This window comes from Dyadobacter bucti, from assembly GCF_005869225.1.
In the GTDB taxonomy this organism is placed as follows: Bacteria; Bacteroidota; Bacteroidia; order Cytophagales; family Spirosomataceae; genus Dyadobacter; species Dyadobacter bucti.
Genome location: NZ_SWFP01000008.1, coordinates 241,816 through 268,182, shown reverse-complemented (window position 1 = coordinate 268,182; position 26,367 = coordinate 241,816). Strand labels below are relative to the sequence as shown.

The window sequence follows — 26,367 nt, the reverse complement described above, 5'->3', positions numbered from 1 at the left end:
GGCACAGCAGATCTATTAGCCATAATAAAAACATTAAAGATAAAAAATGTCGGAATTCCGGCATTTTCGGGGTGCGTTATCGTCCGAAGGCATTGCTTTCGGACGATTTTGTTTTTTGTTCCAACCTTTTTTTAAAAGGCTGTGTCTTGGAATTAGCTAAGTATTAATATGATTTTTACTTGTGTCCCCTAACTCTGAGCTATGAAATCAACACCTCTACACATCCTCTTTGTACTGTCTGCAGTTTTGTTCTGGTCATGTAATGACCAATGCAAAGAGACGCGCGTTACACGCCGCTTTTCCACAGTAACACTTTCACTGATGGAACTTCGGACGCTGGTTAAGACTGAATCTCCGCGTTTAATGGAGAAGCCCGGGAAAATGTATGTTAAGGGCAAGTATTTGTTTGTCAATGAAATAAAAGAAGGTATCCATATCATCGACAACAGTAATCCTTCAAGCCCTAAATTCGTTTCCTTTCTGCGGATTCCTGGCAATGGCGATATTGCGGTGCGCGACAATATACTTTATGCTGACAGTTATTCGGATCTTGTGGCGGTGGATATCACCAATCCTTCCAGTCCCAGTGAAGTGGAACGACTCAAAAACGTATTTGTGTCCGGTCAATTTGAAGGGGGGAATTGGGTCGTGAACGAATCCGTTGGGTCCATCACCGATCAGAATGTTGATTATGTTACAGAAACGGTTACCGTCAATTGCGAAGAAAACGTATCCCCCAATTTCTGGTGGGGAGGTATGTTGGTGTTCGCTGACAGGGCGTTTTTCGGTAGCGCGGCTAGTTCTTCCGCACCCCAGTCTGCGGGTGGTAGCAGCGGACAGGCAGGGTCAATGTCACGTTTCGCGATTCACAATCAATTTCTTTACACAGTCGGTCAAAACAATCTTCGGTTGTTTAATATATCAAATCCGAAAAAGCCGGTCGATTTCAAGAACATTAACTTTGGATGGGGTATAGAAACAATCTTTCCCTATCAGAACAAGCTGTTTATAGGGTCTGCGACAGGGATGTTTATTTTTGATAACTCCGATCCGTCCAATCCGGTGCAGTTGTCCAGCTTCCAGCATGGTCGCGCCTGCGACCCGGTTGTTGTGCACGACGACATTGCCTACGTGACACTTCGCACGGGCACTGCCTGCGCAGGAACACAAAACCAGCTGGATCTCGTGGATGTAAGCAACGCATCATCGCCACAATTGATCAAAAGCTATCAGATGGAGAATCCCCACGGGCTGAGTATTGATTTCCCGACATTATATCTGTGTGAAGGTGAACATGGTTTGAAGGTTTTTGATGTAGCAGACAAGTTTGGTGTGGACAAGCATCAGCTTGCACACTTCAAGGATATGGATGCGTATGATGTGATTTCCCTGGGTAAAACCTTGCTTTTGATAGGCAAAGATGGTTTTTACCAATATGATTCAAGTAACCCGAAGGATCTGAAATTACTGAGCAAAATCCCGGTGGGAAAAGCGATCTGAGATCTAAACCTTTTTCCCCGATGAGACGTAAAATATTATTTCTAATAGGTCTGACGCTAGCCGGTGCCTCATTGAGAGCACAGGAATTACTGGACACCAAACGGAAGTTTTATGTGAATCAGACAGAATTTGGCATTTTAGCGGGTAGGGTGAAATATCCAAATCTCTATAATGGCAACCAGGAACAAGTGGACAATAAGTTCAGCCTTACCGTTCAGACATTCAATGGGATACAGATTGATGAGCGTTTCGCAACGGGTATCACAGTTGGTATGGATTGGTATAAAGCAGCACTGCTTAATCCTGTGGCCGTGGGCTTTCGTTATAATCTCACCAAAAAAAGTCCCGTGAAATTATTTGCTACGGCCGATGTGGGCTATGGCTTTACCTGGTTTCATGATGATTCCGAAGGTTTTGATACCAAAGGTGGATTGATGATCAATCCTGGTTTAGGGCTTAAATATGGACGAAAGAACGGTGCAGCATTTACGATTGCGATGACGTATAAACGACAGGAGGCCCGCGTCAACAAGCCGGTTCTCTGGGATCAAACCGAACGTTCGGAAGAGAGAATATACAACCGGCTGGCATTGAGGTTAGGAATGAGTTTTTAAAAATCATAACAACCATGAAAAAGTACATATCATTGATAGCCATCACATTGCTCTTCGGGTTGACCGCTTTTCAGTGTGAACAAAAAAGAGACTGTTGTGTGCCTCCTGTATGCAGCGAAATACATACCCTCAAAGGAAAATGGCGGCTCACAGGGTATGAGAATAATTTAAACGGTCAGATGGAAAATGATCCTGAGCCAGATGGAAAGGGGGTGATCTTTACATTTGATGACAACTCTAAGGAGGGAAGTATAACCGGACATACTTTTGTGAACGAGGTTTCCGGATCTTATACATTGGGGGAAGGATGTTCCTTTAAAGTACTGGTATTCGGCGGGACAAAGGTTGGTGAACCTGTAGATTTCAGTCGGAAAGCCTGGCTCAAATCCGACGTGAACGGATACTATCAGATTGTTGGCGGCACACTCAAAATAGGGTTTGCCGGGTCCCAGGACATGATGGTATTTAAGAAGATATAACCTTAATTTTTTTCTCAAAATCCTGAATTTCCTTTAAGAACATTGCTTCACCACGGTGATACCAGGCCCGGAATTTTCCGGACTGGTCGGTATGCCTGGGCAAATAATCGAGCAGGACAGATAAGTCAAAAACCTTTGACATAACTCCGGCCCCGGAAATTACGCCGTCTATTGCGTTGCACGCCTGTTCAAAGTGATTCGGAACAGGGACCATCATGACCGGCTTTCCCAAATACATGGCCTCACACACCGACTCAAACCCTGCGGTCGTCACCAGAGCCCGGCAACTTGCCAGCATTCTAAGGTATTTTTCGCTGTTAATTTTGTGAAAAGTCAGAGTCTGGTCTACAACAAATTCATCGGGCGCTTCCGGATTATCCCAAAAACAATGCAACTGAACATCAGGATGAGCCGCGTGCCAGTCTGTAATCTGTTTGCTCAGGCTGTGGTGCGTCATATACACCAGAAAAAAATCATCTTCCCTTGTCGGAAGATTAATCACCTCCCGGCGTAAAAGGGGGGGGACAACAGTTACTTTCAAGTCGTTGCGCGATTCAATTTCACGGAATGACAATGCAAGGCGCTTGGCCGCAAGCCAGGAAGTGGCTTTGGAATTGAGATTAATCAGTATCTTATTGATACCCGGTTTTTCAGGAAAAACAAACCTCGGGTGCAATAGCAGATATTGATGCGCAATACAAATCATGGGAACCGTAGTTCCGTACAGCAAATTATACAGCCCGCTGTAAGTTTCATAAAAGCTGATAATCAGATCGGGATTAATTTCCTGTATGGATTCACGGATCTTACGAAGGCTTTTCAGGTATTTCGGCAAGTTGGTCAGGTGCGTAAACACCGTCCGTTTAAGGTTCATTCCGCCACCATGCGCGTTGTAGATAATATTTGGTGCGTCAAAATGCAAAACGGGTGCGGAAATCTGCTCGGCAAAAAAAGATGGAATAGTTCGTCCTGGTGACGCGCCGACCATGGCCGCTGTGATTTCGTGCCCCGCAGTTCTCAAAATCTGGCTTAACGAAATAGCCTGGGTCAAATGGCCCCGGCCTTCTCCCTGTACCAAAAACAGAATCCTCATAGCCTTGTTATAAGATACGTTGGTTTTTCCCGAGGAAAAGCCCTGAAAAAGCAACCTGCTTTTCTACTCCGGGGAAATTTTCAATAATAGTATTGGAATTGCTGTTTTTGCTGACAGGTTTTGGCTCCACGGCCGACGATTGATTGTAATACAAAAGACTCCAGTTTCCGTCAAAATCTTCCACCAGTGCACTTAGGGTTTCGACCCAGTCGCCCGAATTCATGTAGGTAATGCCATCGATTTCACGAATAGCCGGGTGGTGAATATGGCCGCAGATAACCCCGTCGCAACTTCTTGACCGTGCAAGCTCCGTCAGCTTTTCCTCGAAGTCGGTCATGTAATTAACAGCCATCTTCACCGACTGTTTGATGCGCTGCGAAAGAGAATAATATGGCAGGCCTCTCCATTCGCGGTATTTGTTATAGAACTTGTTGACCCATAACAAAAAAGTATAGCCAAGGTCACCCAGGTAAGCGAGCCATTTAAGATGTGTGGTTATAGAGTCAAAAACGTCACCGTGGGTGATGTAAAAGCGTTGTGACCCCGAGTTGAGGATATAATCTTTTCTGATCTGAAAGTGCTTGCCGAGGCGTAAGGGGATGATCTGATCCAGAAAATCATCGTGATTGCCGCGAATGTAAATCACTTTGGTTTTGTTTTCTTCGATCATTTTTAAAACCCTTTTGAAGAACATGGTGTGTTTCCGCTTCCAGACTCCATATTTTTTCAATTGCCAGGCATCAATGATATCACCATTCAGAATCAGCTTTTTACAAGAATAGCTTTTCAGAAAATTAGTAACTTCTTCTGCCTTCGAACCACCTGCTCCGAGGTGTAAGTCAGAAATAATAATTGTTCGAAAGTGAGTGGTATCTCCCATGTTACAAATTTTCTCATTTTATATTAACTGGATGTTACTCGCAGGTTATCAGTAGGTTAAGTTTTTTCTTGTCAGAACTATTACAATTGGTTAGAATTATCTCTATATCACGTATTTGTAATATGTCAAGGATAAAAAATACTTTTTTAATAATTGAAAAATTCGCCTGCCATCGCCGTTCACGGATTCTCCGAGCCAGCTATCTGGTTTTTTGAATTGTACGTCCAACTTCTGCGTTGGAAATTGAATTGAATTTGATAATATTATGATATCATTTTACTATCACAATATCAACTATGATTGAAAAAGAACTACGCTCGATTTCAGGCTATTTGCTCTTTGCAATAGGCCTGTTGATGCTCTTTGGCGGCATTGCATTTTCGATTTCAGATGAAACCCCGTTTTTAGGCATCCTGATCTCACTGACTGGCTTCGTTATACTTATAGGACTTACAGTGATCAATCCGAACGAAGCGGTTATTACTACGTTTTTTGGCGATTATATGGGAACAATGAAGCAAAATGGTTTGCGTTGGGTAAACCCTTTGTTTCGCAGGAAAAAAATCAGCCTGCGCGCCAGGAATCTCAACGGGCAAAAACTGAAAGTCAACGACAGGCTGGGTAACCCGATCGAAATTGCGGCGGTGGTAGTATGGAGAGTCGGTGATACTGCAAAGGCTTCTTTCGAGGTGGATGATTATGTCAAATATGTAGAAATACAGTCTGAGGCTGCTGTAAGGCACCTGGCGGGTATTTATGCATACGATACGATGGAAGATGAAGATCTGCAAATCCAGGAGGTAACATTGCGGGACGGCAGCGGAAAAATCAATGAAATGCTGGAAGCTGAGCTCACCGAGAGACTAAGCCGCGCCGGAATTGATGTACTTGAAGCAAGGATCAGCCACCTGGCCTATGCGCCCGAGATCGCGGGAGCAATGTTACAGCGTCAGCAGGCTTCGGCAGTGGTAGCGGCACGGCGGCAAATTGTGAACGGAGCAGTAGGAATGGTCGATATGGCGCTGGCCATGCTGTCGGAAAAAGGGATTGTACAATTGGATGAGGAGCGCAAAGCTGCCATGGTGAGTAATTTGCTGGTAGTTTTATGCGGTGAAAAAGCGGCAACTCCCATTTTGAACGCCGGAACTCTTTATCCTTGATATGGCCGAAAAGAAAGCATTTGTACTACGCGTAAATCCTGATATGCTCAAGGAACTGGAAGCCTGGGCACAGCAGGATTTTCGTAGTTTGAACGGACAAATAGAGTATCTGCTCAGCGAGGCTTTGAAAAAGAAGAAACGTACGAAGGCAAAAGAAGACGAAGCCGGGGATGTAACAGGATAATTTATCTTGCCATTGCTATACCGCTTTTCATTGTCTTACGTAAGATAGTGTGAAGCGGTATATTTTTAATCAACAGGGCAGTATTGGTGTTTTTGTAAAACAAAGTATTAAAATTGCAAACTATAGTTGTTGTACTATCTAATTTTAACAGCGCTGATGAAGCATATTATCAAGACTTTTATTTTAACAATTCTTTCTTTTCAGCTTTTTGCACAAATCCCTCCTACCTTTCAATGGCTGGCTGAAGGCACCGGTTTCCGGGACGTAGTTGAAGGTGAGATCATGGAAATCTCTCTGCCGGGCAATCAGGAGAAGGTTATTGTATCAAAGCAGCAGCTTACACCTTCGGGTGCGGGAGTGGCGCTGGATATCAAAAGCTATACAATGAGCCAGTCCGGAGATAAAGTGCTGATTTATACCAATGCAAAAAAAGTTTGGCGTTATCAGACCCGGGGCGACTACTGGATTTTTGATCTTACCTCCAAAACATTGAAACAACTTGGGAAAGGTCTCCCGGAATCTTCAATGATGTTTGCCAAATTTTCTCCTGATGGTAAAAAAGTAGGCTACGTGAGCAAGCATAACGTATACGCGGAAGATATCCAGACCGGAGAGATCAAACAATTAACCAAAGACGGTACCGACAGAGTGATCAACGGAACGTTTGACTGGGCTTATGAAGAAGAATTTGACTGCCGGGACGGTTTCCGCTGGAGTAACGACAGCAAATCCATCGCTTTCTGGCAGCTGGACGCACGAAAGATCCGCAACTTCCTGATGATCAATACTACGGATTCTATTTATTCTTTCAATATACCGGTGGAGTACCCGAAGGTTGGCGAAACCCCTTCTCCGTACAAGATTGGTGTCATCGATATCAATAGTGCCGAAACAAAATGGATGAACATTCCGGGAGATCCGCAAAATACCTATCTGCCGAGAATGGAGTGGTCAGGACAGCCTGGCGAACTTGTTGTACAGCAATTGAACCGCAAGCAGAATGAAAGTACGCTTTTCTATGTGGACGTTCAGAAAGGAACTGCAAAGCCGTTTTATTCCGAAAAAGACGAGGCATGGATCGATATCAAGAGCCGCTGGGAAGATGACCCGATGGGCTGGGACTGGATTAACAACGGAAAGGAATTTCTGTGGGTAAGCGAAAAAGACGGCTGGCGGCATGTTTACCGGGTGAGCCGCGACGGGAAAAAAGAAACACTTATTACAGCGGGCAATTTTGACATGATCAACCCTGTCAGGATCGATGAAAAGAACAATGTGTATTATTTTATAGCCTCGCCTGAAAACGCCACGGAAAGCTATCTGTACAAAGTCCCGCTGGACGGAAAAGGGAAAGCGGTGCGGGTTTCTCCGGCAGACCAGACCGGCTGGCATACCTACAGCATTTCTCCGCAAAGCAAATTTGCGATGCACAGTTTTTCCAATGCCCAGCTTTCACCCATGATGGAATGGGTCACGCTGCCCGATCATAAACCGGTAGATCCTGCGAACTCTATCCAGCAAATCATGATGCGCATTAGGCCGGCTGCTATCGACATCGAATTTTTTAAGGTCAAAACAGATGAGGGTGTTGAAATGGATGCCTGGATGGTGAAACCAATGAATTTTGATCCGACAAAAAAATATCCTATCGTTTTCACTGTGTATGGCGAAGCAGCGGGAAGTACTGTAAAAAATACCTATGGAACCGGCCGGAATCGCCTTTATAACGGAAGTATGGCGCAGGATGGTTACATATACGCATCGATGGACAATCGCGGCACACCTTCACCAAAGGGAAGGGCATGGCGTAAGTCTATTTATAAAAATATCGGGACCATTAACATAAAAGATATGGATGGAGCGGCTGTGGCGATGTTCAAAAAATATCCTTTTATAGATACGAGCAGAGTGGCAGTGCATGGGTGGAGCGGAGGCGGTTCATCTACGCTGAATTTGCTTTTCCAATATCCGCAGCATTTCAAAACGGGAATAGCAGTTGCCGCGGTTGCAAACCAGCTTACTTACGACAATATTTATCAGGAGCGTTATATGGGCATTCCGCAGGAAAACAAGGAGGATTTCATCAAAGGGTCGCCGATCACCCATGCTAAAAATCTGCGGGGAAAATTGCTCTACATTCATGGGACCGGCGATGACAATGTACATTATCAGAATGCGGAAATGCTTGTGAATGAGTTGATAAAGCATAACAAAGTGTTCCAGTTTATGCCTTATCCAAACCGCTCGCACAGTATCAATGAAGGTGAGGGTACATCCGCGCATCTGAAAACTCTGTTTACGGATTATCTAAACAAAAACTGCCCTCCGGGAGGCAAATAGTTTTCGCAATATTTTGATCTAGCTATGAAACGGTTCTTTTTTGGAATAGTAATAAGTGTCCTCGGTTTTCAAGCAACAGCGCAGGTTAGCGAAGGTACAAAAGTCGGTATTGCCACGGGACGTGGGCTTAATGCGCAAAGATCGGATGTGTTCTGGACCTCGCCGACGGCCGTTTCCAATGTGATCGGTGATTTTTACATAGATTCTTTGTGGCAGAATGGAAATGTAAAGTTCACAAACAAAATACCCCAGTTCGGTGGCGGGGAATCGGACAGCCTTTCCGGAATAATGGTACGTTACAATGTGCTGAACAATGAACTGGAGGTGCTTGTTGATAAAAGCAAGAACGATATCCGGGTTATTCGCGGTAACCAACTGAAAAAATTCACGATCCGAAATGGAGCTGATGCTGAAACTTATGTAAATGCGGCAACATTCAAATCAGAAAAGCCTTTATCGGGCTTTGCATCAGTTTTGGCAGTGGGAAAACTGACGCTCGTTAAATATTTCTATCCCAAAATCACAAAACCTAATTACAATCCTGGCTTTAATACCGGGGAGAAAAACACAATTGTACGTGTTGCGAGCGATTACTACATTGTTTCGAATGACAATCCGGAGAAGCTAAATGTCAGCAAAAAAAGTATTCTGGCATTGATGAAAGATCGGGGTGCAGATGTTGAAAACTACATCAAAGAGCATGATGTAAATTTTAAAAGCGAAGAAGATCTATCCGGGCTGTTCAGTTTTTACAATTCGAAATAATTGACAACTGTCCGCCGACGATCAACTTCACCGGCGGACAGTTTACCTTATTACTTCCCGTAAAGTTTCTTGGCTGCTTCTTCATATTTATCTCCTGCCGACCATTGGGGAGCCTTTTCACGGTTGGCGATGAGCCGGGCCGCGTAGGTATAGGCCTGACTGAATTTGAGGAGATAATTAAAATCGATTGTCTCGGGATTATCAGAAACCTGGTGGTAATTTTTCATGATATCCCCATTGAATTCCTTGAAACCGGGCGTGAAAGTAGGCGAGGGAATACCCTGCTTCGCGAAGCTTACATTATCCGAACGGTCAAACAAACCTTGCTCCGGTGACGGATCTGCAAATATTCCAAGCCCGAATGCCTTGGTGGCTGTTTCCATTTCGGCTCTCGCGCCAGTCCGGTCCAATCCCATTACTGAAACTATAGTAGTATCATTGTAGCCGGCACCATCAGAATTGATATCAAAAATACATTTGTTAAGTGGTAGCAGCGGATGGGCCGCATAATATTGGCTTCCAAGCAAACCGACCTCTTCTCCGGTCAACGCTACTATGAGTATTGAGCGTTTCGGAGGGTTTTTGGCAAAAGACTCGGCGGCGCTCAGCAGTGCAACTGTGCCAAATGCATTGTCGCGGGCACCATTAAAAATACTATCCTCGGGAGTATATGGTTGTCCGCCTTGTTTTCCAATCCCGATATGATCGTAGTGGGCTGTGAGCAAAACATATTCATCTTTCAGTTTTGGATCGGAGCCAGCTATATAGCCGACAACATTGTAACTGTTAACAAGCTGGGCTTTTCTTCCGCTGGTTTTAAACGTGACTTCCTTTACACCCCGCAAGGCACGTGTAAGATTCGCCTCTTTTCCATTGACCCAGGCATGAGGGATCGTTTTTGCTACGCTACCATCAGCAGCCAAAGCCATTTTTTCACCGGTAAAATATTTATTCACTACATTCCACGGTATAGGCGCATTGAAAAGCTCGATGATTGCGATAGCCCCTTTCTCAATCGCTACTTTGCGTTTTTCGCTTGATGAGGCAATCATTTCGGCTGGTGTCTGTACATCGGGTGTTCCGCTTTGGACCAAAACGATTTTGCCATTCACATCGAGGTCTTTGTAATCGTTCCAGCCTTTCGAAGCATTTTCCAGGCCATAACTTGCATAGACCAGTTCAGATTTCAGGTCAGCGGCGTCGCCGCTCATTAATATCCAGTCGGTCCCGCTTTTCAACACATCCGCGTCGGCTGTGATTTCGCCGGTTCCATTTGCGCCCATTTTTTCAAAAGGCACATGCTGGTAATATGAAGTCGTTCCAGCATCAGTCACGCCCGGTACTGGTGTAACCCCAAACTTGCGAAACTGCTCAGCAATGTATCGGGCCGCTACCATGTTTCCCTGCTCGCCAGTCCGCCGGCCCAAAAGCTCATCCGCCGCCAGAAACCGCATATGCCCTTCTGTATCAGATTTTTTAATGCTGAATTCAGGAGGAAGCGATTTCTTCTTTTGGGAAAAAACCGGCGCTTGGGTAGCAGCCAACGAAGCTATGCAGAGTAGTAAAGTTTTTATTTTCATGTTGTTGGAATTGATTAAAAAGCCAGCCGGACGATTTTGCCTACATCGACAAAATCGTCCGGAGACCCAATTTAGCCAAAAAACTTCACCCAACGCAGGGTTTCAACCCTGCTCAGACCAGAAAAGGTGAACACCAAATCACTATGCGTTCAAGATCACAGCCGCCTCCTTAGCAAAATACGTAAGGATACATTTTGCCCCGGCGCGGCGGATGCTCAGCAGAATCTCCATCATGGCACGTTGGCCGTCGAGCCAGCCATTTTGGGCGGCGGCCTTCACCATTGCATATTCGCCGGAAACATTGTAAGCGGCAATGGGGATGTCAAAATTTTCGTCCAGCAGACGTATGATATCAAGGTAAGACAAGGCAGGTTTCACCATCAGCATGTCAGCACCTTCTTCAAAATCAAGCCCCGCTTCGAGCAAAGCCTCTCTTTTGTTGGCCGGGTTCATCTGGTAAGTTTTTTTATCCCCGAATTTGGGTGCCGATTCCAGAGCATCGCGGAACGGTCCGTAAAATGCGCTTGCATATTTCGCGGAGTATGACATGATGCTTACCTCTGTAAACCCGTGGTTGTCGAGCTGGCTGCGGATATAGCCTACACGCCCATCCATCATATCGCTTGGGCCGAGGATATCGGCACCGGCTTTTGCCTGGGCGAGTGACATGTTGCCCAGTATTTCCAGCGTGGCGTCGTTCAGTATTTTCCCGTTTTCAACCAGGCCGTCATGCCCGTCGGAACTGTATGGATCCATGGCCACATCCGTCATGATCACCAGCTCGGGAAATTTTTCCTTAATGGCCGTAATGGCTTTGAGGTAGAATGTATTTTCGTGGTAGCTCTCCGAGGCAAAACGGTCTTTTTTGCTCTCCGGATAATTGGGAAAAAGATCGATGGCTTTGATACCCAGATCGGTAACTTCTTTCAGCTCTTCCAGCAAATTGTCCAAGGAAAACCGGTAAATGCCCGGCATCGATTTCACTTCCACTTTTTGATTAAATCCCTCCTGAACAAACATCGGGAAGATAAAATCGGAAACCTGTAACGTTGTTTCCTGCACCAGATCTCTGATAGCGGAAGATTTTCTATTGCGTCTAGGGCGACGGGATATATAGGTCATGATGGGCTTTCGGCGATCAGCTTTTGGCTGTCGGCTTTTAATTTGGTAATTAATTTCTAATACTTTTTAATTAACCAATCCACCAAACCAAGAGTTCTTTGCGTCCTCCTTTTTCCATCCTCCCTTTCATCCTGGTTCACCCCACCATCAATTTAAAACCCTCTCCATGCAAATTCATGATCTGGATGGTAGGGTCTTCCCGGAGGTATTTCCTCAGTTTGGTAATATAGACATCCATACTTCTTGCGTTGAAATAGGAATCGTCGCCCCAGATAGTTTTAAGGGCAAAGCTACGGCTGATGGGCTGGTTGAGGTTCTGGCAGAAAAGTTTGAGCAGCTCGGACTCCTTGCTGGTAAGTCTTGCAGATTTGTCGTTGGCCGTCAATTGCTGGTGGCTGTAATCAAAGCTATACTGGCCGATCTGGAAAACGGTAGCTTCCTCCCGGTTATCGGGTTGTTTTTTATAGCGACGGAGGATCGCCTCGATGCGAAGCAAAAGCTCTTCTCTGTCAAATGGTTTGGTGACATAGTCATCCGCGCCCACCCGGAAGCCCTGCATGGTATCTTCCTTCATGGATTTTGCGGTCAGAAATATAATAGGCACATCCCGCCCGCTCATCCTCACTTCTTTTGCCAGAGAAAACCCATCCTTTTTTGGCATCATCACATCAAAAATACACAGGTCGTACGCTTTGTCGACAAACGATTGCCAGCCCTTCTGGCCATCGGTAGCCAGGTCGGTCGGAAAGCCTTTATCGATCAGATATTCCTGAAGCAGAGATCCCAGGTTGGTATCGTCTTCAACGAGTAAAAGATTAGGCATTAGTAAAATATTAAAAATTATGTTTGCAAGATACTAAACCTGCATATTCATTATTTGCCTAAAACTAACGATCTTTCCAGTGTGTGAAACCTTCTTAATTCATAAAAAATGTTAAAGATGTTCTTATGGATCGTCGCTGTCATCGCGATTCTCGGCATTATCTACCTCGCTGGTCCGCGGGTTTCCAAAGCGGAACTCACCCCAGCCCTGCCAAATGTGAATGCCGACCTTGTACAGCTCGACGAAGAGATTAACCAAACAGAAAAAGCGACTCCGTTCTTAAAGCCTGACAATCAGGCAAGAATTATTTGGGCAGATTCTTCTAAAAAAGAAAAGACACCTTACAGTATTGTTTACATACATGGTTTCGGCGCAAGCTGGGCCGAGGGTGATCCTGTACACAAGGATCTCGCAAAAAGATATGGAGCCAATTTATACCTTGCGCGTATGCATGACGCCGGTATCAGTGATCCCGAAGCATTTGAGGATCTCACACCGGAAAACTTTCTGGCCGGGGCCAAGCAGGCGCTGGCTATCGGCGAGGCTATCGGGGACAGTGTAATTGTGATCGGGACATCGGCCGGCGGCCTGTTGTCGGTTTATCTGGCATCCACGCATCCTGAGATAAAAGGTCTGGTACTTTACTCGCCATGCATGGCGGTGGCTAACTCTTCCATGAAACTGATCACCGGTCCCTGGGGTAAGCAAATCCTGCATTCCGTCATGGGAGAGTATCGTGAGCCAACCGACGAAGACGCTGAACGTGCCAAGTTCTGGTTACAACGTTATCATACCAATGGCCTGATCACCTTGCAGCAAATGATCGATGCGATATCCAGACCGGAGGTTTTTGAAAAAATCAAAATGCCGGCGTTCGTAGGGTATTATTATAAAAATGAAAAAGAGCAGGATGAGGTGGTTTCTGTGAAGGCTATTCAGAATATGTTTCCTGAACTCGGTACGCCCGAAAATTTGAAAGTACTTAAGGCATTTCCTGAATCCGGCGATCATGTGATCAGTTCCAGATTACGGTCGAAAGATGTGAAGGGCGTGTATGAGGCGACGGATGAGTTTTTTCAGCAAAAGCTTGGTCTTAAACCAGTAGAAAAAAACATTTTGCAGCCTTGAAATGGTACCCGGGAAAAGACCAGTAACATAAAGAATCTGGTTAAACCCATCAAAATTGCTTTACTTTGCCGCCCTAAACGGACATTTATCCTAATTAATCAATAATAAAAGGAACCATGGCTTACGGTTTATTAAAAGGAAAAAGAGGAATTATATCAGGTGCACTCGACGAAAACTCGATCGCGTGGAAAGTGGCATTAAAAGCAAAGGAAGAAGGGGCCACATTTACATTGACCAATGCTCCGATCGCAATGCGGATGGGCGCAATCAATGATCTGGCGAAGCAATGTGATGCACAGATTATCCCTGCTGATGCTACGTCAGTTGAAGATATAGAAAATCTTTTTACACAGTCCGTAGAGATTCTGGGGGGCAAAATAGACTTCGTATTGCATTCGATCGGTATGTCGGTCAATGTGCGTAAGGGCAAATCCTATGGCGACCTGAATTACGAATGGTTTCAGAAAGGGATAGATATTTCGGGATTGTCCCTGCATAAATTCCTGCAGGTAGCAGAAAAGCTGGATGCAATCAATGAATGGGGCTCGGTTGTGGCATTGTCATACATCGCCGCACAACGTACCTATTCTTTTTACAGTGATATGGCCGAAGCCAAAGCCGTGCTCGAAAGTATCGCCCGCAGCTATGGTTACCGTTACGGAAAAGCGAAAAATGTGCGTGTAAACACCATTTCTCAGTCCCCTACCAAAACAAAAGCAGGTTCCGGAATCGAAGGTTTCGACGCTTTCTACGACTTTGCAGAAAAAATGAGCCCGCTTGGAAACGCTACTGCCGACGATTGTGCCAATTACGCAATTACTTTGTTCTCGGATCTGACGCGTTTCGTAACCATGCAAAACCTTTACCACGACGGAGGATATTCGTCAACAGGCATATCCGAAGAACTGGTTGAAATGATACAGAATCAGCACAAATAAGAGTTTAGATGATAGTTATAAAAACCCTTTGGAGCTAGGTTCCGAGGGGTTTCTGTTTTTTTGGTAAAATAAATCAACTCGTCAGCCGTTTCGCGTTGTATGATATTTGTGAACTAATTAGTTTCGCTAAATAATTGAACAACATGGATCGCACGGTAACCCACCCTATTTTCAAGACATATTTGCTTCACTGGAAGTACATCCTTTTTTTCGGATTTTTCATGCTGTTGGCTTCCTGCGGAGGCGAAAAGGAAACTGCCGCCACCGCCCCGCCAGTAACAGTTCACACATTGGTTTTTTTGGATAAAACGCAAAGCGTGAATGTGAACAAAGGTTACGTGAATGAAAAGTACCGCCAGGCGCTGACGGATATTGTGGAAAACAATATGAAAAACAAAGGCGACAAGCTGGAAGTATATTTTATCCATGAAAATACCTCCAAGGCCCGCGCCTTATCCCTGACCGTTCGCAGTGAAAAAGATAACCTCGAAGGTGCCAATGCAACTGACCGCGAAGGAATTGAAACCGCTTTTCAATTGGCTCTGCAACGCGAAAAAGGCATTTACCTGAAACAATTGCTGACCAAAATGAACCAGCAGAACACAGGCGCTTCCAACCAGTCGACGGATATTTGGGCGAGCCTGCCGGTCATCGCCAAAGCGGGCGAAGACGGATCGGAAGTAAAGGTGTATTATTTCAGCGACATGGTTGAAAGCGTAAAGGGGTCCGGTCGCCGTGATTTTCATATCAAACCACCGGTAGACGATAACCAGGCCGAGGCAGCTGCCAAAGAAGACATCAAACAGCTTGCAAAATATACAATCGGTTCTCCGCAGGTGACCATTGTTTCCCCTTTCGAACCGACAGCATCCGTCAAAGAAAACAACCCGCACGTTACCCATTACTGGCAAACGCTGTTTCAGGAGTTAGGAGGGGTCAGTATTGAGGAGTTGTAGGAATTCTATAAACCAGCAACAGTCTTCAAATTCTCAGTTCCGTCGAAAATGGCTGAAATAGGAATCCGAAGACCATCGATTGCAAAGCTAGTGACTGGGCCCTGTGAAGATTTCAATACAAGGTCATATTCATTGCCTCTAAGGTGGTACTGTTCCAAAGTCTGGTTTTCAGAGTCAATAATCCAATACTCTTCAATCTTATGTGCCTGATAATCTTTGAATTTCACGCCTCTGTCTCTTGATTCTGTCGATTCAGAAAGTATTTCTATTACAAGATTCGGGGCGGGAAATAATGTTTGGTCCTCGGTGAAATTTGCGGATATTTCTTTTTTGAAAAAACAGATATCTGGTTCGTAATCATTGCGGGTCAACGTGATCATGATCTTTTCAATTCCCACAAAACCCAGATCGTTTTTCCCGCAATATATGCTTAGGAGCCTGTACAACAACCCGCTCGCCGCATTATGCCTTTTGGTAACAGGAGAATGAACAATGATTTCGCCATTGATAAACTCTACTTTTTCCTGTTCGGTGACGTCGTTATAAAATGCAAATCTTTCCATTACCCAGCCCAATTTTCCCGGTCCAGGCTGCGGTATTGAATCGCCTCTGCGAGGTGCTCAACCTTGATATCATCACTTCCTGCGAGATCTGCTATGGTCCGCGATACTTTCAGGATGCGGTCGTAAGCCCTGGCCGACAAACCCAGCCTTTCCATCGCCGTCCGTAAAAGAGCCTTACCGGGATCGCTGATAATGCATATTTCCTTTACCATTTCTGGCGGCATCATGGCATTGGAGTAAATTTCCTTTTTGTCCTTAAACCTTTCTGTTTGCCGTTCCCGGGCCTTGATCACGCGGTTACGGATACTTTCGCTGCTTTCGGATTTCCGGGTAGAAGCGATCTGGTCAAAGGAAACAGGGGTTACTTCTACGTGCAGGTCAATGCGGTCGAGCAAAGGGCCGCTGATCTTATTCAGATATTTCTGCACAACACCGGGCCCGCAAACACATTCTTTATCGGGATGGTTGTAATAGCCGCACGGACAAGGGTTCATACTGGCGATCAGCATAAAATTCGATGGGAATTCAACCGTCATTTTTGCCCTCGAAATAGTGACTTTACGTTCTTCCAGCGGCTGCCGCATTACTTCCAGAACTGTTCTTTTAAATTCAGGAAGCTCGTCCAGAAACAGTACGCCATTGTGTGCCAGAGAGATTTCCCCGGGCTGAGGAAAACCACCGCCACCTACCAATGCCACATCACTGATCGAATGGTGCGGCGCGCGAAAAGGACGTCTTGAAACCAGCGTGGCGCGTTTCCCGAGTTTACCGGCTACTGAATGAATTTTTGTGGTTTCCAATGCTTCGGGCAGGCTCAGCGGGGGAAGAATGCTTGGGATACGTTTTGCAAGCATGGTTTTTCCGGCACCCGGTGGTCCGATCATGATGGCATTATGCCCGCCGGCTGCGGTGATTTCCAGTGCTCTCTTGATATTTTCCTGACCCTGTACGTGTTCAAAGTCAGCATCATATTCATTCTGAGAAGTAAAAAACAAATCCCGCGTGTCAACAACCAGCGGCTGTATATCCGACTTTCCTTCAAAAAAAGCAATGGCATCTGTAAGCGTTTCTACAGGAATGACATCGATGTTGTTCACAATAGCAGCCTCGTGGGCGTTTTCCGCAGGTAGTATAAATCCTTTCAGACCTTGTTTTCTTGCTTCGATCGCGATAGGGAGAACGCCTTTAATAGGTCTTAAAATGCCATCAAGCGACAACTCGCCCATAATCACATAGTCTTCAAGGTTTCGTTCACAAATGAGCTGCTCGGAAGACTGCAGGATACACAGTGCAATAGGCAGATCATAGGCAGAGCCCTCCTTACGTATATCCGCAGGAGCCAGGTTCACGACCAGTTTTTGGCGGGGCATTTTGTAATCGAAGTATTTCAGAGAAGCCTCTACGCGCTGCTGACTCTCTTTTACTGCACTATCGGCCAGACCGACCATGAAAAACCCTATTCCCTGGGCTACATTTACTTCAATGGTGATCATTGTGGCGTCCACACCGGAGACGGTGCTGCCGAAGGTTTTTGCTAACATGTGTGTGTATAAATTTTATGGTTAATGAGGGATTTCAATTCAAGCATTTCGGCAAAAATAGCAGGAAATCGGAGAAACAAATCATTAATTGAAGATTGCTTGTCAATCAGCCAAAACATCCCTATTTTATTGAAAAATGTCGATATCTGTCTCATGAACAAATATATTGCTCTGCTTTGCCTGTTTTTCGGGTTAAAAAATGTGGTCTCAGGTCAGGAAAATAGCAGTACTCTCAGAGGAAAAATCATCTGCATCGATCCTGGTCACGGCGGAACTGCACTTACTGATAGTTACCGCGTGGGACGTGCGGGCGAGCGGGAAGAGTGGGTTAATCTGAGGGTGGGATTACTGCTTCAAAAAAAGCTGGAAGCCAAAGGTGCGACGGTGATCATGACCCGGACAGTAGATAAAATCGTCACATTGCCGGAGCGTGCAAAACTGGCGCTGGATAACAAGGCCGATCTTTTTGTTTCGATCCATCATAATGCTACCGCGGACTCTTCCGTCAATTTTCCGATTATTTATTTTCATGGTAACGGATCTGAAAATCAGGCGAGTGTTGCATTGGGAAAAGCATTGGCTTCCCGTTTGCTGAAGCATTTGTATAAAAGTAAAACACCGGTTTCCGTCGTTTCCGATTTTACGGTTTTTGCCGAGTTGGGCGCGTCGGTTTTGCGTAATACTTATGGTATCCCGGCGATTCTCGCAGAAGCGTCGTTTTTTACAAATGCACAGGAAGAGCAGCGTTTAAAGTTGCCGGATTACAATGAAAAAGAAGCCAGTGCATATGCGGAGGCCCTCGAAGTTTTTTTCTCAAAACCAATCGAAAAAATACAGCCTAAAAACTCCATCGTACCGGTTATCCCCGCGTTCAAGGTTTTCCAGGAAGCCGAACGCATGACTCCTATCGCCAAGCGTTGGAAGCAGGATTTTATGGAAGGCGAAAAGTTGATAAAACGAAAGGATTCAACTTCCTTACAGCAAGCATACGAACTTTTTACTAGGTCTGCCCGCTCATTTCCCGACTCCTATGTTGCTGCTCGCTGTCACGCAAATCGTGCCAGGATTTTAATGCAGACAGGAAAAACGAAAGAATCGGAGCAGGAGGCGCAGCGGGTAAAAGAGTACTATATCGCATTTCCCTGAGGAATGCTCAACATATCATTTTTTGTCCTTTGCCACGCATTTCATAACCGGATGCCGCTAGATATCATTCCACCACTGCGGATACACAAATGTACGTCGGGATAATACCTGTACTTCTGATCCGGACTTCCGCATCTTCTGCCTGGGTATTACCGGTTAATACCAGGGCAGTATCAAGCCCGAACTTGTTCCCGCCCAAAATGTCGGTGTGGAGGGTATCTCCTACCATGAGAATATCCCGTTTGCTGACATTGGGATAATTTTTGATGTGCTGGTACGCAAAAATGAACATCTGAGGATCCGGCTTTCCAAATCGTATGAATTGTCTGCCGATAGTATCTTCCACCATTTTGGCCAAGGCGCCAACGGCTATGGATAAACGGCTTTTGGACGCGGGGTAAGTTTTGTCCGTATTGGCGACAATTACAGGAATATTCCTTTTTCTGAGCAGGTTGAGCGTTTTGGTCAGGTCTGTATTCCAGTCAAAACCTTCATCGTCCAGAAATACCAACGCGTTTACATCAGCTACGGAATTCAGGTCCAGCTCTCTGATCGATAGCGTTTTCAGGTCTTGTGTGGCGATGTAATGTGCGGAATTATCGGTTCCGAGATAAGCAACAATCCCTTTTCTTACTTTCAAATCAAGGTATTCGCGGGCCAGCATACCCGATGAAATAATGCGATCGGGTGTAACATCGTCGATGCCCAGCCGTACATAGGATTCTGCAAGCTGCTCGGGGCTGCGGGAAGCATCATTGGTGACCACATAAAAATCTTTGCCATTCTCCCGGAGGTAGGCAAAGGTATTTTCAATGCCCGGAATCAGGCCATTATATGTTTTTAAAACACCAAAAGCATCAAAGAAAATAACTTCATATCTTGACAAAACAGATTTAAAATTGTCTAATATCATAGGGCTGGTGTCTTGGAGTAAAAAGAGGGATATCTGATGTTGTCCCTATATTTTTAATATTCTAAGGATTTTTTCTGCATCGAAACCGTCGATGGAAGGAAAATAAAGCTCGTAAGCCTCCTTTTGCAATTTGGTGCAATAGGATCTGTGAAAGAAATACTTACCGTATTTGATCACATAGTTCAAGATAAAGAAACGGTAGGCTTCCTTCATAAAACGTACTTCTTTCTCAGTCAAAGGATATACTTTATGATACTCCTGAAGAAATATCATAAAACGGTCTTCCATCAGCGGCCCCATCAGATAACTGAAAACCGTACGGTCACCGACATTGGAAACGACCCGACTGAAAAAATAGAAATCCATGATCCTGGACGACACCCTGAACCAGTCGTAATCCCAACGTGAATAAAATTTCAGATCTTCGGTCACAGAAAAGTTACCGATATTCCAGTCCACAAAAACGGGCATCAGGTCGAATGAACTTACATTCAGCCGCTGGATATTTTTCATGAAAATATCGCATTGTCTTTTCAGGGTTTGGATGTAACCGCGATGTTCGTATTTCCCGGTATCGGTTTCAAGAATATCCAGGAGATGCTGTATGTCTGTGCGCAGGTTTTTGGAAGATTTCGGAATGGATTTTCCTGCCCTGAAACACGCCTGATGAAACTTGGCGGCTTCCGTCCCCAGTTTCCTGATCTGATCCTCATTCAATCTGCGGGGCATGCGGTTCATAGCCCGGATCGGATTGTAAAAAACTACCCAGGTATCGACAAAATCCTCCTGATAACGATAGGTATAAACCTGATTGTTTTTCATAAGAGACCTCGCCAGAACGTTTTCATAAGGAAACAGGAGGTTGTTGGCCAGCGTCTGGATAATGCGGTGATCCTCTTTGAAATGCTCGTATTTTCCGAAATAGGAAAGCTTGGCAATTACTTTATCATCATTGTCGAGTGTGACCCTGAAAACGTGATTGGTTGATACTTTGGCACTGATATCCTCAACAAATTTCACACCGATAGAATTATCAAACCCTGCCCAGGCCGTACGGATAATTTCGGGATAATCTTTTAAACGCATTATTGATCTTCATTAGGCCTTGCAGGACGCCGATGTGTTCTCCTGCGAAAGTTGAAACTGCTTCAAAGGTAACAACTTCAAAGAAGTTGAACGCGGAAACGGGTGTATGGATCGAAAATAATAAATAATTTTGCGTCAAACTTACCAGTTATATTTTGTTTTACTATTTCTCCCGTTTCCTGATCCGCTTTGCATTGCCTATTTATTTAAAAAAGCTTTGCGTTGCCAATCTTGATAAACTGCCTGTCGGAAAGCCACTGCTTTTAGCTTCTAACCATCCCGATTCGTTCTTTGATGCGGTTGTTATCGGTTCCGTCCTGCAACAGCCGATCCATACCCTCACCCGGGGCGACGTTTTCAAAAAGCCTTCGGCTGCTTTCTGGCTTCGGCAGATCAAGCTGATACCCGTTTTTCGTGGCTCTGAAGGAAGGCACAATGTGAAAAATCATGATGTTACCACCCGAGAAAGCCACGATGCACTCAAAAAAGGCGATGCAGTGGTAGTTTTTTCGGAGGGGATTTGTGTGAATGAATGGAAATTGCGTCCGCTTGGAAAAGGTACAGCGCGCATGGCTTACCAGACCTGGTATGGTGATGATGCTCTGAATGATATGAAAGTGATCCCGACCGGACTCAATTATGAACATTTCAGAGGGCCGGGTAAAAGGGTTTTCCTGCGTTTTGGCCAAGAAATCAATAAGGAGGAAATCGGGACGAGCCCGCTGGAATATGAAAAATGGCTGCGCGAATTCAATGAAATCCTGGACCTGCGCATGAATGCCGAAATCCTGACCATACCTGCGGACTTGCCGCGAGAAGAGCATCAAACCAGGCTAAATGCATTTTTTGGGAATTGTGACGCTCCCCATACCAGCAGCGCATTGTTAAAGGCAATCGGCTGGTTGGGCAGATCCATTCACCGGCCATTGTATTCATTTTTTGTAAAGAAAACCGCGAAGCTGACGGGCAGATCGGTATTTTATGATTCAGTGCTTTTTGGCTTGCTGGTCTATATTTATCCCATCATTGTAACGCTGCTGTCTATTATACTTGGTGTTTTTGCTGGCTGGCAGGCTGGGATCGCGTTATTTTTCGTGCTGCCGGTATTAGCTTGGTTTGGGGCGAGGTACAATTAATCCTTAACCCTGTTCAGTCTCATCATTTTCAGCATCCAGTCGGGTAGCGGACGCTGGTGTTTCCTTTTTTGTATATCAAGAAACCAGCCGATTTTTTTCAGGATTGGCAGTTTGTGGGTTTCCACCAGTTCGATCAAAGTACCATCAGGATCTTCCAGATAAGCAAAACGGCCTGCCGCAGATTCCATTCCGAATGACTTTTCACTGTCAATGGTAAAAGGATATCCCTGGGCCTGGAGCTTGGTCTTGAGCGTATCCATATCAAGCGTATCAAAACAAAGGTGGATATAGCCGCAGTCACCCCAGAAACGGTTTTCAAATATCTTCTTGGGCGTACGGTCGAGCGCTTGTATCAGCTCAATCTGAACATCACCAAGCAGTTTGCTGAATGCACCCTCCGGAGTAAAGCTTTTTCTCAACAATACTCGTCTGAAACGCTGACCCGGAATAGATGTTGGCAAGTCTTCGAAGACGCCGGTTTTATCATAAACAACTTCGAGCGGCTGCAACAGGTTTTTATAGAAAACAAGGGATTTGTCGACATCCGTCACACCTACCACAACGCCGGCAACCCCTCCTACCGGTTTGCCTGTTTTTTGGAACCAGGATGCGTCACCAGTGATCTGGAATGTGTTGCCATAAGGATCGGTTCCCCAGAAACCTTCGCCCTCGGGTAGGGCAACCAAAGGGCCTACTGCTTCCTTGGATTGGCTTTTGAGCCATTCGTGCGCCTTTTTTACATCCGGCGATTTGAACCGGATTGCATTGATACCCAGGTCTCCGGGTTCGGTTTTGAAATTGGCGGGCTGGGAAGTGCGGCTGGTAAAAGACCATATTTCAAGACCGCCACCGCCAGCGAGGTTAATCGCCAGGATCGCATGACGGGCGTGTACAGCTCCGCCTGTATAAGGAGTCATCAGAGGCGCTTCGGCCTTTTCATCGAAAACAGGCACGTCGAAGCCCAGGATACGGCGGTACCATTGCCAGGCCTCAGGTGCATTCTGAACACCAATTCCAACTTGTTGAATTCCTGATATTAGCGGCGCACTCATTATTGATTATAGATTAAAATTTAGGAATCAGATCTCAATCCGGTTAAACGGACGGCAATTTTACAAAATAAAAAAGGAAATCAGACCTCCGGCAGGATATTGCACGGAAAATCAAAAAAATGTGGAAAAATTTCTCACAACACAAGACCTAATTGATTAAGAGATAAACATAATAATTCATATCTTTAAAAGAGATTTTCAGAATTTTATTTTAAAAACCTGAAAATCAACGCATCCATTTGACTGCTCTCGCCGTATATACGACGGACGGTCTCAATTAAAGTTAGAATGAACCAGTCTGTAGTTATTGCACCGATTACCCAGAGTTTACCTGAATTTTTAAGTTCAAAACAGTATTCAAAATTAGTCGTTGTAGCGGATAACAATACAAAAAGACACTGTTATCCTGCATTAAAGACGATTTTGCCAAAACATAAGCTGATATCCGTTCCCAGTGGCGAGTCATTTAAAATATTGGCAACCTGCGAAAAGATATGGGAGGCGATGACCAGTGAGGAGCTGGACAGACACGCACTGGTGATTAATATAGGCGGCGGGGTGATCGGGGATATGGGCGGTTTTTGCGCAGCGGTTTATAAACGTGGAATAGATTTTGTGCAGGTGCCGACGACACTTCTTTCTCAGGTAGATGCAAGCGTAGGAGGTAAGCTTGGGATTGATTTTCAAGGATTTAAAAACCATTTAGGCGTTTTTAATATTCCAAAAACAGTACTGATAGATCCTGACTTTCTGACAACTTTGCCCGAAAGAGAAATACGTTCGGGTTTTGCGGAGATAGTCAAACATTGCCTGATCGCAGACGCTGAAAAATGGAACGAGATCAGACAAAAAGATTTTGAATACCAGAACTGGAATGACCTCATTGCACATTCGGTGAAAATTAAGCAGAATGTGGTGGAGCAGGACCCGACGGAAAAAGGCTTGCGGAAGATCCTGAATTTTGGGCACACGCTAGGACATGCCGTGGAAACATTGTTTTTAGGCAAAACAGAAAACCAGAGACTGTTTCATGGGGAGGCGATTGCGGTGGGGATGATCATGGAAAGTTATTTGTCTTTTGAAAGGAAAATGATCGATGCCCAGACGTTACAGGATATTGAAGAATTCCTTTTCGCAACCTATGGAAAAGTGGAGATCAAGCCGGAGGAAATAGAGCAGATCATTGCACTGACGCGGCAGGATAAGAAAAATAAAGGAAAAGAAGTACGGTTTTCATTGCTTAATGGAGCAGGGCAATGCGGTTATGATATAGTAGTTTCTGCTTCTGAAATGCGTAAATCAATAGCTTATTATTTGGGATAATTGTACGTGGATTTTGGGATAAGCTATTGTTCTGGTTTAGATTATTTTTTGATATTCTTAAATATTTATTTACAACCTGACAAAAATTAAATGCTTATGTTGAAGTCCGTTACAATCTATGCCGCTTTACTTTTGGTAGTTATAATCGCGGGGTGCTCGAGTGGCCGTAAAGTGTTTGTGGAGCACGATTATAGTTATGAAACCAATTTCAAAGATTACTCCTCCTATACGTTTCTGGAGTGCGAAAGAGATACGAATAATCTTTGCACGGAAATATACGAGGCGATCCGCCGTCAGATGCAGGTGAGGGGTTATAAGCTTACTGCTGAAAAACCTACTCTGCTGGTTAATTACGGGATATTCTATGATAACCTGCGCTACCAGGGATACATGCAGCCTGTGATTAAAAACTGGGTGGATACGGAAAACGATGGTTTCCGTTATGAGCCTATCAAATATGCGCTGGATAAAGGGACATTGATCGTATCGCTGATTGACGCGGACAGTGATCAGGTGGTGTGGAGAGGATACGCTTCCGGCATATTTAAAGGCGTTGAAAATTCAAATAACCACTACCGGAGTGTCGTAAGACGTATTTTTGACCAATACCCGCTCTTTGCAAAAGGGTATGATCCGAGGAGATACAGTGAGCAGGTAGGACGGTAAGAGATCATCCGGATAACAATAAATGACCTTATGACCTAATGTCAGACTGAGCGGAGTCGAAGGCTTTCCAGCAACTTCGACGCTCAGTCTGACATTCTTTTTTACCTCAACTTCAAGGTAGCAAGCGTCAAAATCGCCAGGATAATTCCTACGATCCAGAAACGCGTTACTATTTTTGATTCGTGAATTCCTTTCTTTTGATAGTGGTGATGCAGCGGCGACATGAGGAACACTCTTCGGCCTTCGCCGTATTTGCGTTTGGTGTACTTGAAATAGCTGACTTGTACAATAACAGATAGGTTTTCGGCTATGAAAATCCCGCACATAAAGGGGATCAACCATTCTTTCCTGATCGCCAGTGCAATAACTGCAATCACCCCTCCAAGCATCAGACTACCCGTGTCACCCATAAACACCTGGGCTGGATATGCATTATACCAGAGAAACCCGACACAGGCCCCGATAAACGCAGCACAAAAAATTACGAGTTCTCCCGAATTTGGGATGTACATAATGTTCAGGTATTGCGAAAACTTGGTATTACCTGATAAATAGGCCAGGACGCCTAAAGTAAGCGCAATAATCCCTGAAACGCCCGCTGCCAGACCGTCGATCCCATCGGTGATATTTGCACCGTTGGAAATAGCTGTTATAATAAAAATGGCTACAATGGTATAAATCACCCAGGTGTATTCTTCCGGAAGCCAGCCGAATAACAGGGTTTTGTAGTCAAATTCATTGTTCTTGATAAATGGTATGGTAGTTACCGTAGGGTGAATGATATCCCGGTATCGCTGGATTTCTCCCAGATTGGAGCTGAGCAGGGGTTGGTCATACACGCGTATCCGGACGTTGTCGTTAAAAGATAGGGTCACGCCGACAATAAGTCCCAGACCGACCTGCCCGACAATTTTAAACTTTCCGTGAAGGCCTTCCTTGTTGTTTTTGAATTTTTTAAGGTAATCATCTACAAAGCCGATCATGCCTGTCCAGACGGCGGTGATGATCAGCAGTACAATATACACATTGCTAAGCTTGGCAAACAATAGTACGGGGATCAACAGAGAGGCAAGGATAATAAACCCGCCCATCGTTGGGGTTCCGGCTTTTTCCATCTGACCTGCCAACCCAAGGTCACGGATGGATTCACCCATTTGCTTTTTTCTCAGAAAATTGATGATCGACTTTCCGTATGTAGCGGCGATGAAAAGGGATAACACCGTTGAGCCCAGAGCCCTGAACGATATATACTGGAATACACCGGCACCGGGAATATTGAAATTTTTGTCGAGATATTCGAATAGATAATAGAGCATGTAAAAACGTATTGGGATGACAGATGCAAAGTTGCTTCTTTTCGAAGATTACACAAAAGGTCA

The 26,367-nt window shown here is 45.0% G+C and carries 25 protein-coding genes; 14 read left to right on the top strand and 11 right to left on the bottom strand.

What is annotated here, in order from left to right; all coding sequences use genetic code 11:
• Nucleotides 1-201: 201 nt before the first annotated feature.
• The 3 genes from FBF61_RS25145 to FBF61_RS25135 are packed head-to-tail and all read left to right on the top strand — an operon-like array spanning nucleotide 202 to nucleotide 2,593.
• Nucleotides 202-1,500: an LVIVD repeat-containing protein gene (locus FBF61_RS25145; RefSeq protein ID WP_166444606.1), complete on the top strand. Its 1,299-nt coding sequence runs from the start codon at nucleotides 202-204 to the stop codon at nucleotides 1,498-1,500.
• A 20-nt stretch (nucleotides 1,501-1,520) separates the two neighbouring features.
• Entirely contained in the window at nucleotides 1,521-2,114 is a 594-nt protein-coding gene (locus FBF61_RS25140) for a hypothetical protein (protein ID WP_138482530.1), read from the top strand.
• Between the two features lie 14 nt (nucleotides 2,115-2,128).
• Nucleotides 2,129-2,593 (top strand): META domain-containing protein, encoded by a 465-nt coding sequence (locus FBF61_RS25135; RefSeq protein WP_138482528.1) that lies wholly within the window; start codon nucleotides 2,129-2,131, stop codon nucleotides 2,591-2,593.
• Here the strand turns inward: FBF61_RS25135 and FBF61_RS25130 are convergent.
• A complete protein-coding gene (locus FBF61_RS25130) occupies nucleotides 2,580-3,686 on the bottom strand; it encodes a glycosyltransferase family protein (RefSeq protein WP_138482526.1) in 1,107 nt (368 codons plus the stop codon). The two genes, FBF61_RS25135 and FBF61_RS25130, sit on opposite strands and share 14 nt — an antisense overlap.
• A gap of 7 nt (nucleotides 3,687-3,693) precedes the next feature.
• The gene (locus tag FBF61_RS25125) at nucleotides 3,694-4,566 is read right to left on the bottom strand and encodes a UDP-2,3-diacylglucosamine diphosphatase (protein ID WP_138482524.1); all 873 of its coding nucleotides are present in this window, start codon (nucleotides 4,564-4,566) and stop codon (nucleotides 3,694-3,696) included.
• Nucleotides 4,567-4,862: 296 nt separating this feature from the next.
• Between FBF61_RS25125 and FBF61_RS25120 the strand changes: the two genes are divergently transcribed.
• The 4 genes from FBF61_RS25120 (at nucleotide 4,863) to FBF61_RS25105 (ending at nucleotide 9,015) form a co-directional block, all read left to right on the top strand.
• Nucleotides 4,863-5,726, top strand: a complete 864-nt coding sequence (locus FBF61_RS25120; protein WP_138482522.1) for an SPFH domain-containing protein — start codon at nucleotides 4,863-4,865, stop codon at nucleotides 5,724-5,726.
• A 1-nt stretch (nucleotide 5,727) separates the two neighbouring features.
• Nucleotides 5,728-5,910: a type II toxin-antitoxin system antitoxin gene (locus tag FBF61_RS25115; protein ID WP_138482521.1), complete on the top strand. Its 183-nt coding sequence runs from the start codon at nucleotides 5,728-5,730 to the stop codon at nucleotides 5,908-5,910.
• A 156-nt stretch (nucleotides 5,911-6,066) separates the two neighbouring features.
• Entirely contained in the window at nucleotides 6,067-8,250 is a 2,184-nt protein-coding gene (locus tag FBF61_RS25110) for a S9 family peptidase (RefSeq protein ID WP_138482519.1), read from the top strand.
• A gap of 24 nt (nucleotides 8,251-8,274) precedes the next feature.
• The gene (locus FBF61_RS25105) at nucleotides 8,275-9,015 is read left to right on the top strand and encodes a hypothetical protein (RefSeq protein ID WP_138482517.1); all 741 of its coding nucleotides are present in this window, start codon (nucleotides 8,275-8,277) and stop codon (nucleotides 9,013-9,015) included.
• Nucleotides 9,016-9,065: 50 nt separating this feature from the next.
• Here the strand turns inward: FBF61_RS25105 and FBF61_RS25100 are convergent, their stop codons facing one another.
• From FBF61_RS25100 to FBF61_RS25090, 3 genes are all read right to left on the bottom strand, one after another.
• On the bottom strand, nucleotides 9,066-10,595 hold the full coding sequence (locus FBF61_RS25100) for a M28 family peptidase (protein ID WP_138482515.1): 1,530 nt from the start codon (nucleotides 10,593-10,595) through the stop codon (nucleotides 9,066-9,068).
• Between the two features lie 141 nt (nucleotides 10,596-10,736).
• The gene (gene hemB / locus FBF61_RS25095) at nucleotides 10,737-11,717 is read right to left on the bottom strand and encodes a porphobilinogen synthase (RefSeq protein ID WP_138482513.1); all 981 of its coding nucleotides are present in this window, start codon (nucleotides 11,715-11,717) and stop codon (nucleotides 10,737-10,739) included.
• A gap of 136 nt (nucleotides 11,718-11,853) precedes the next feature.
• A complete protein-coding gene (locus FBF61_RS25090) occupies nucleotides 11,854-12,540 on the bottom strand; it encodes a response regulator transcription factor (RefSeq protein ID WP_138482510.1) in 687 nt (228 codons plus the stop codon).
• Nucleotides 12,541-12,648: 108 nt separating this feature from the next.
• Between FBF61_RS25090 and FBF61_RS25085 the strand changes: the two genes are divergently transcribed.
• The 3 genes from FBF61_RS25085 to FBF61_RS25075 all read left to right on the top strand — a co-directional run bounded on the left by FBF61_RS25085 (nucleotide 12,649) and on the right by FBF61_RS25075 (nucleotide 15,562).
• Nucleotides 12,649-13,668, top strand: coding sequence for an alpha/beta hydrolase (locus FBF61_RS25085; RefSeq protein WP_138482508.1), 1,020 nt, complete (start codon nucleotides 12,649-12,651; stop codon nucleotides 13,666-13,668).
• A gap of 116 nt (nucleotides 13,669-13,784) precedes the next feature.
• A complete protein-coding gene (locus tag FBF61_RS25080) occupies nucleotides 13,785-14,606 on the top strand; it encodes an enoyl-ACP reductase FabI (RefSeq protein WP_138482506.1) in 822 nt (273 codons plus the stop codon).
• A gap of 143 nt (nucleotides 14,607-14,749) precedes the next feature.
• The gene (locus FBF61_RS25075) at nucleotides 14,750-15,562 is read left to right on the top strand and encodes a hypothetical protein (RefSeq protein WP_138482503.1); all 813 of its coding nucleotides are present in this window, start codon (nucleotides 14,750-14,752) and stop codon (nucleotides 15,560-15,562) included.
• Nucleotides 15,563-15,567: 5 nt separating this feature from the next.
• On the opposite strand, the gene FBF61_RS25070 is transcribed toward FBF61_RS25075, so the two are convergent.
• Nucleotides 15,568-16,125, bottom strand: a complete 558-nt coding sequence (locus FBF61_RS25070; RefSeq protein ID WP_138482501.1) for a Uma2 family endonuclease — start codon at nucleotides 16,123-16,125, stop codon at nucleotides 15,568-15,570.
• On the bottom strand, nucleotides 16,125-17,666 hold the full coding sequence (locus FBF61_RS25065) for a YifB family Mg chelatase-like AAA ATPase (RefSeq protein WP_138482499.1): 1,542 nt from the start codon (nucleotides 17,664-17,666) through the stop codon (nucleotides 16,125-16,127). The genes FBF61_RS25070 and FBF61_RS25065 overlap by 1 nt, the downstream gene beginning before the upstream one ends.
• Before the next feature lie 153 nt (nucleotides 17,667-17,819).
• On the opposite strand from FBF61_RS25065, the gene FBF61_RS25060 reads away from it, so the two are divergent.
• Nucleotides 17,820-18,812 carry an N-acetylmuramoyl-L-alanine amidase family protein gene (locus FBF61_RS25060; protein ID WP_138482497.1) on the top strand — a complete coding sequence of 331 codons (993 nt, stop codon included), beginning with the start codon at nucleotides 17,820-17,822 and terminating at the stop codon, nucleotides 18,810-18,812.
• A gap of 64 nt (nucleotides 18,813-18,876) precedes the next feature.
• Here FBF61_RS25060 and FBF61_RS25055 read toward each other — a convergent pair whose 3' ends face one another.
• Both FBF61_RS25055 and FBF61_RS25050 read right to left on the bottom strand, forming a co-directional pair.
• A complete protein-coding gene (locus FBF61_RS25055; RefSeq protein ID WP_138482495.1) occupies nucleotides 18,877-19,725 on the bottom strand; it encodes a TIGR01459 family HAD-type hydrolase in 849 nt (282 codons plus the stop codon).
• A gap of 45 nt (nucleotides 19,726-19,770) precedes the next feature.
• Nucleotides 19,771-20,811: an aminoglycoside phosphotransferase/kinase family protein gene (locus FBF61_RS25050; protein ID WP_138482493.1), complete on the bottom strand. Its 1,041-nt coding sequence runs from the start codon at nucleotides 20,809-20,811 to the stop codon at nucleotides 19,771-19,773.
• A gap of 155 nt (nucleotides 20,812-20,966) precedes the next feature.
• Between FBF61_RS25050 and FBF61_RS25045 the strand changes: the two genes are divergently transcribed.
• Entirely contained in the window at nucleotides 20,967-21,947 is a 981-nt protein-coding gene (locus FBF61_RS25045; RefSeq protein ID WP_138482492.1) for a 1-acyl-sn-glycerol-3-phosphate acyltransferase, read from the top strand.
• On the opposite strand, the gene FBF61_RS25040 is transcribed toward FBF61_RS25045, so the two are convergent.
• Complete coding sequence (locus FBF61_RS25040; protein WP_138482490.1) at nucleotides 21,944-22,999, bottom strand: VOC family protein; 1,056 nt, start codon at nucleotides 22,997-22,999, stop codon at nucleotides 21,944-21,946. The genes FBF61_RS25045 and FBF61_RS25040 overlap by 4 nt on opposite strands.
• A gap of 288 nt (nucleotides 23,000-23,287) precedes the next feature.
• On the opposite strand from FBF61_RS25040, the gene aroB reads away from it, so the two are divergent.
• A complete protein-coding gene (aroB, locus tag FBF61_RS25035; protein WP_138482488.1) occupies nucleotides 23,288-24,322 on the top strand; it encodes a 3-dehydroquinate synthase in 1,035 nt (344 codons plus the stop codon).
• A gap of 90 nt (nucleotides 24,323-24,412) precedes the next feature.
• Complete coding sequence (locus FBF61_RS25030) at nucleotides 24,413-24,988, top strand: DUF4136 domain-containing protein (RefSeq protein WP_138482486.1); 576 nt, start codon at nucleotides 24,413-24,415, stop codon at nucleotides 24,986-24,988.
• A 101-nt stretch (nucleotides 24,989-25,089) separates the two neighbouring features.
• Here FBF61_RS25030 and mraY read toward each other — a convergent pair whose 3' ends face one another.
• Entirely contained in the window at nucleotides 25,090-26,304 is a 1,215-nt protein-coding gene (mraY, locus tag FBF61_RS25025; RefSeq protein WP_138482484.1) for a phospho-N-acetylmuramoyl-pentapeptide-transferase, read from the bottom strand.
• Nucleotides 26,305-26,367: the final 63 nt, after the last annotated feature.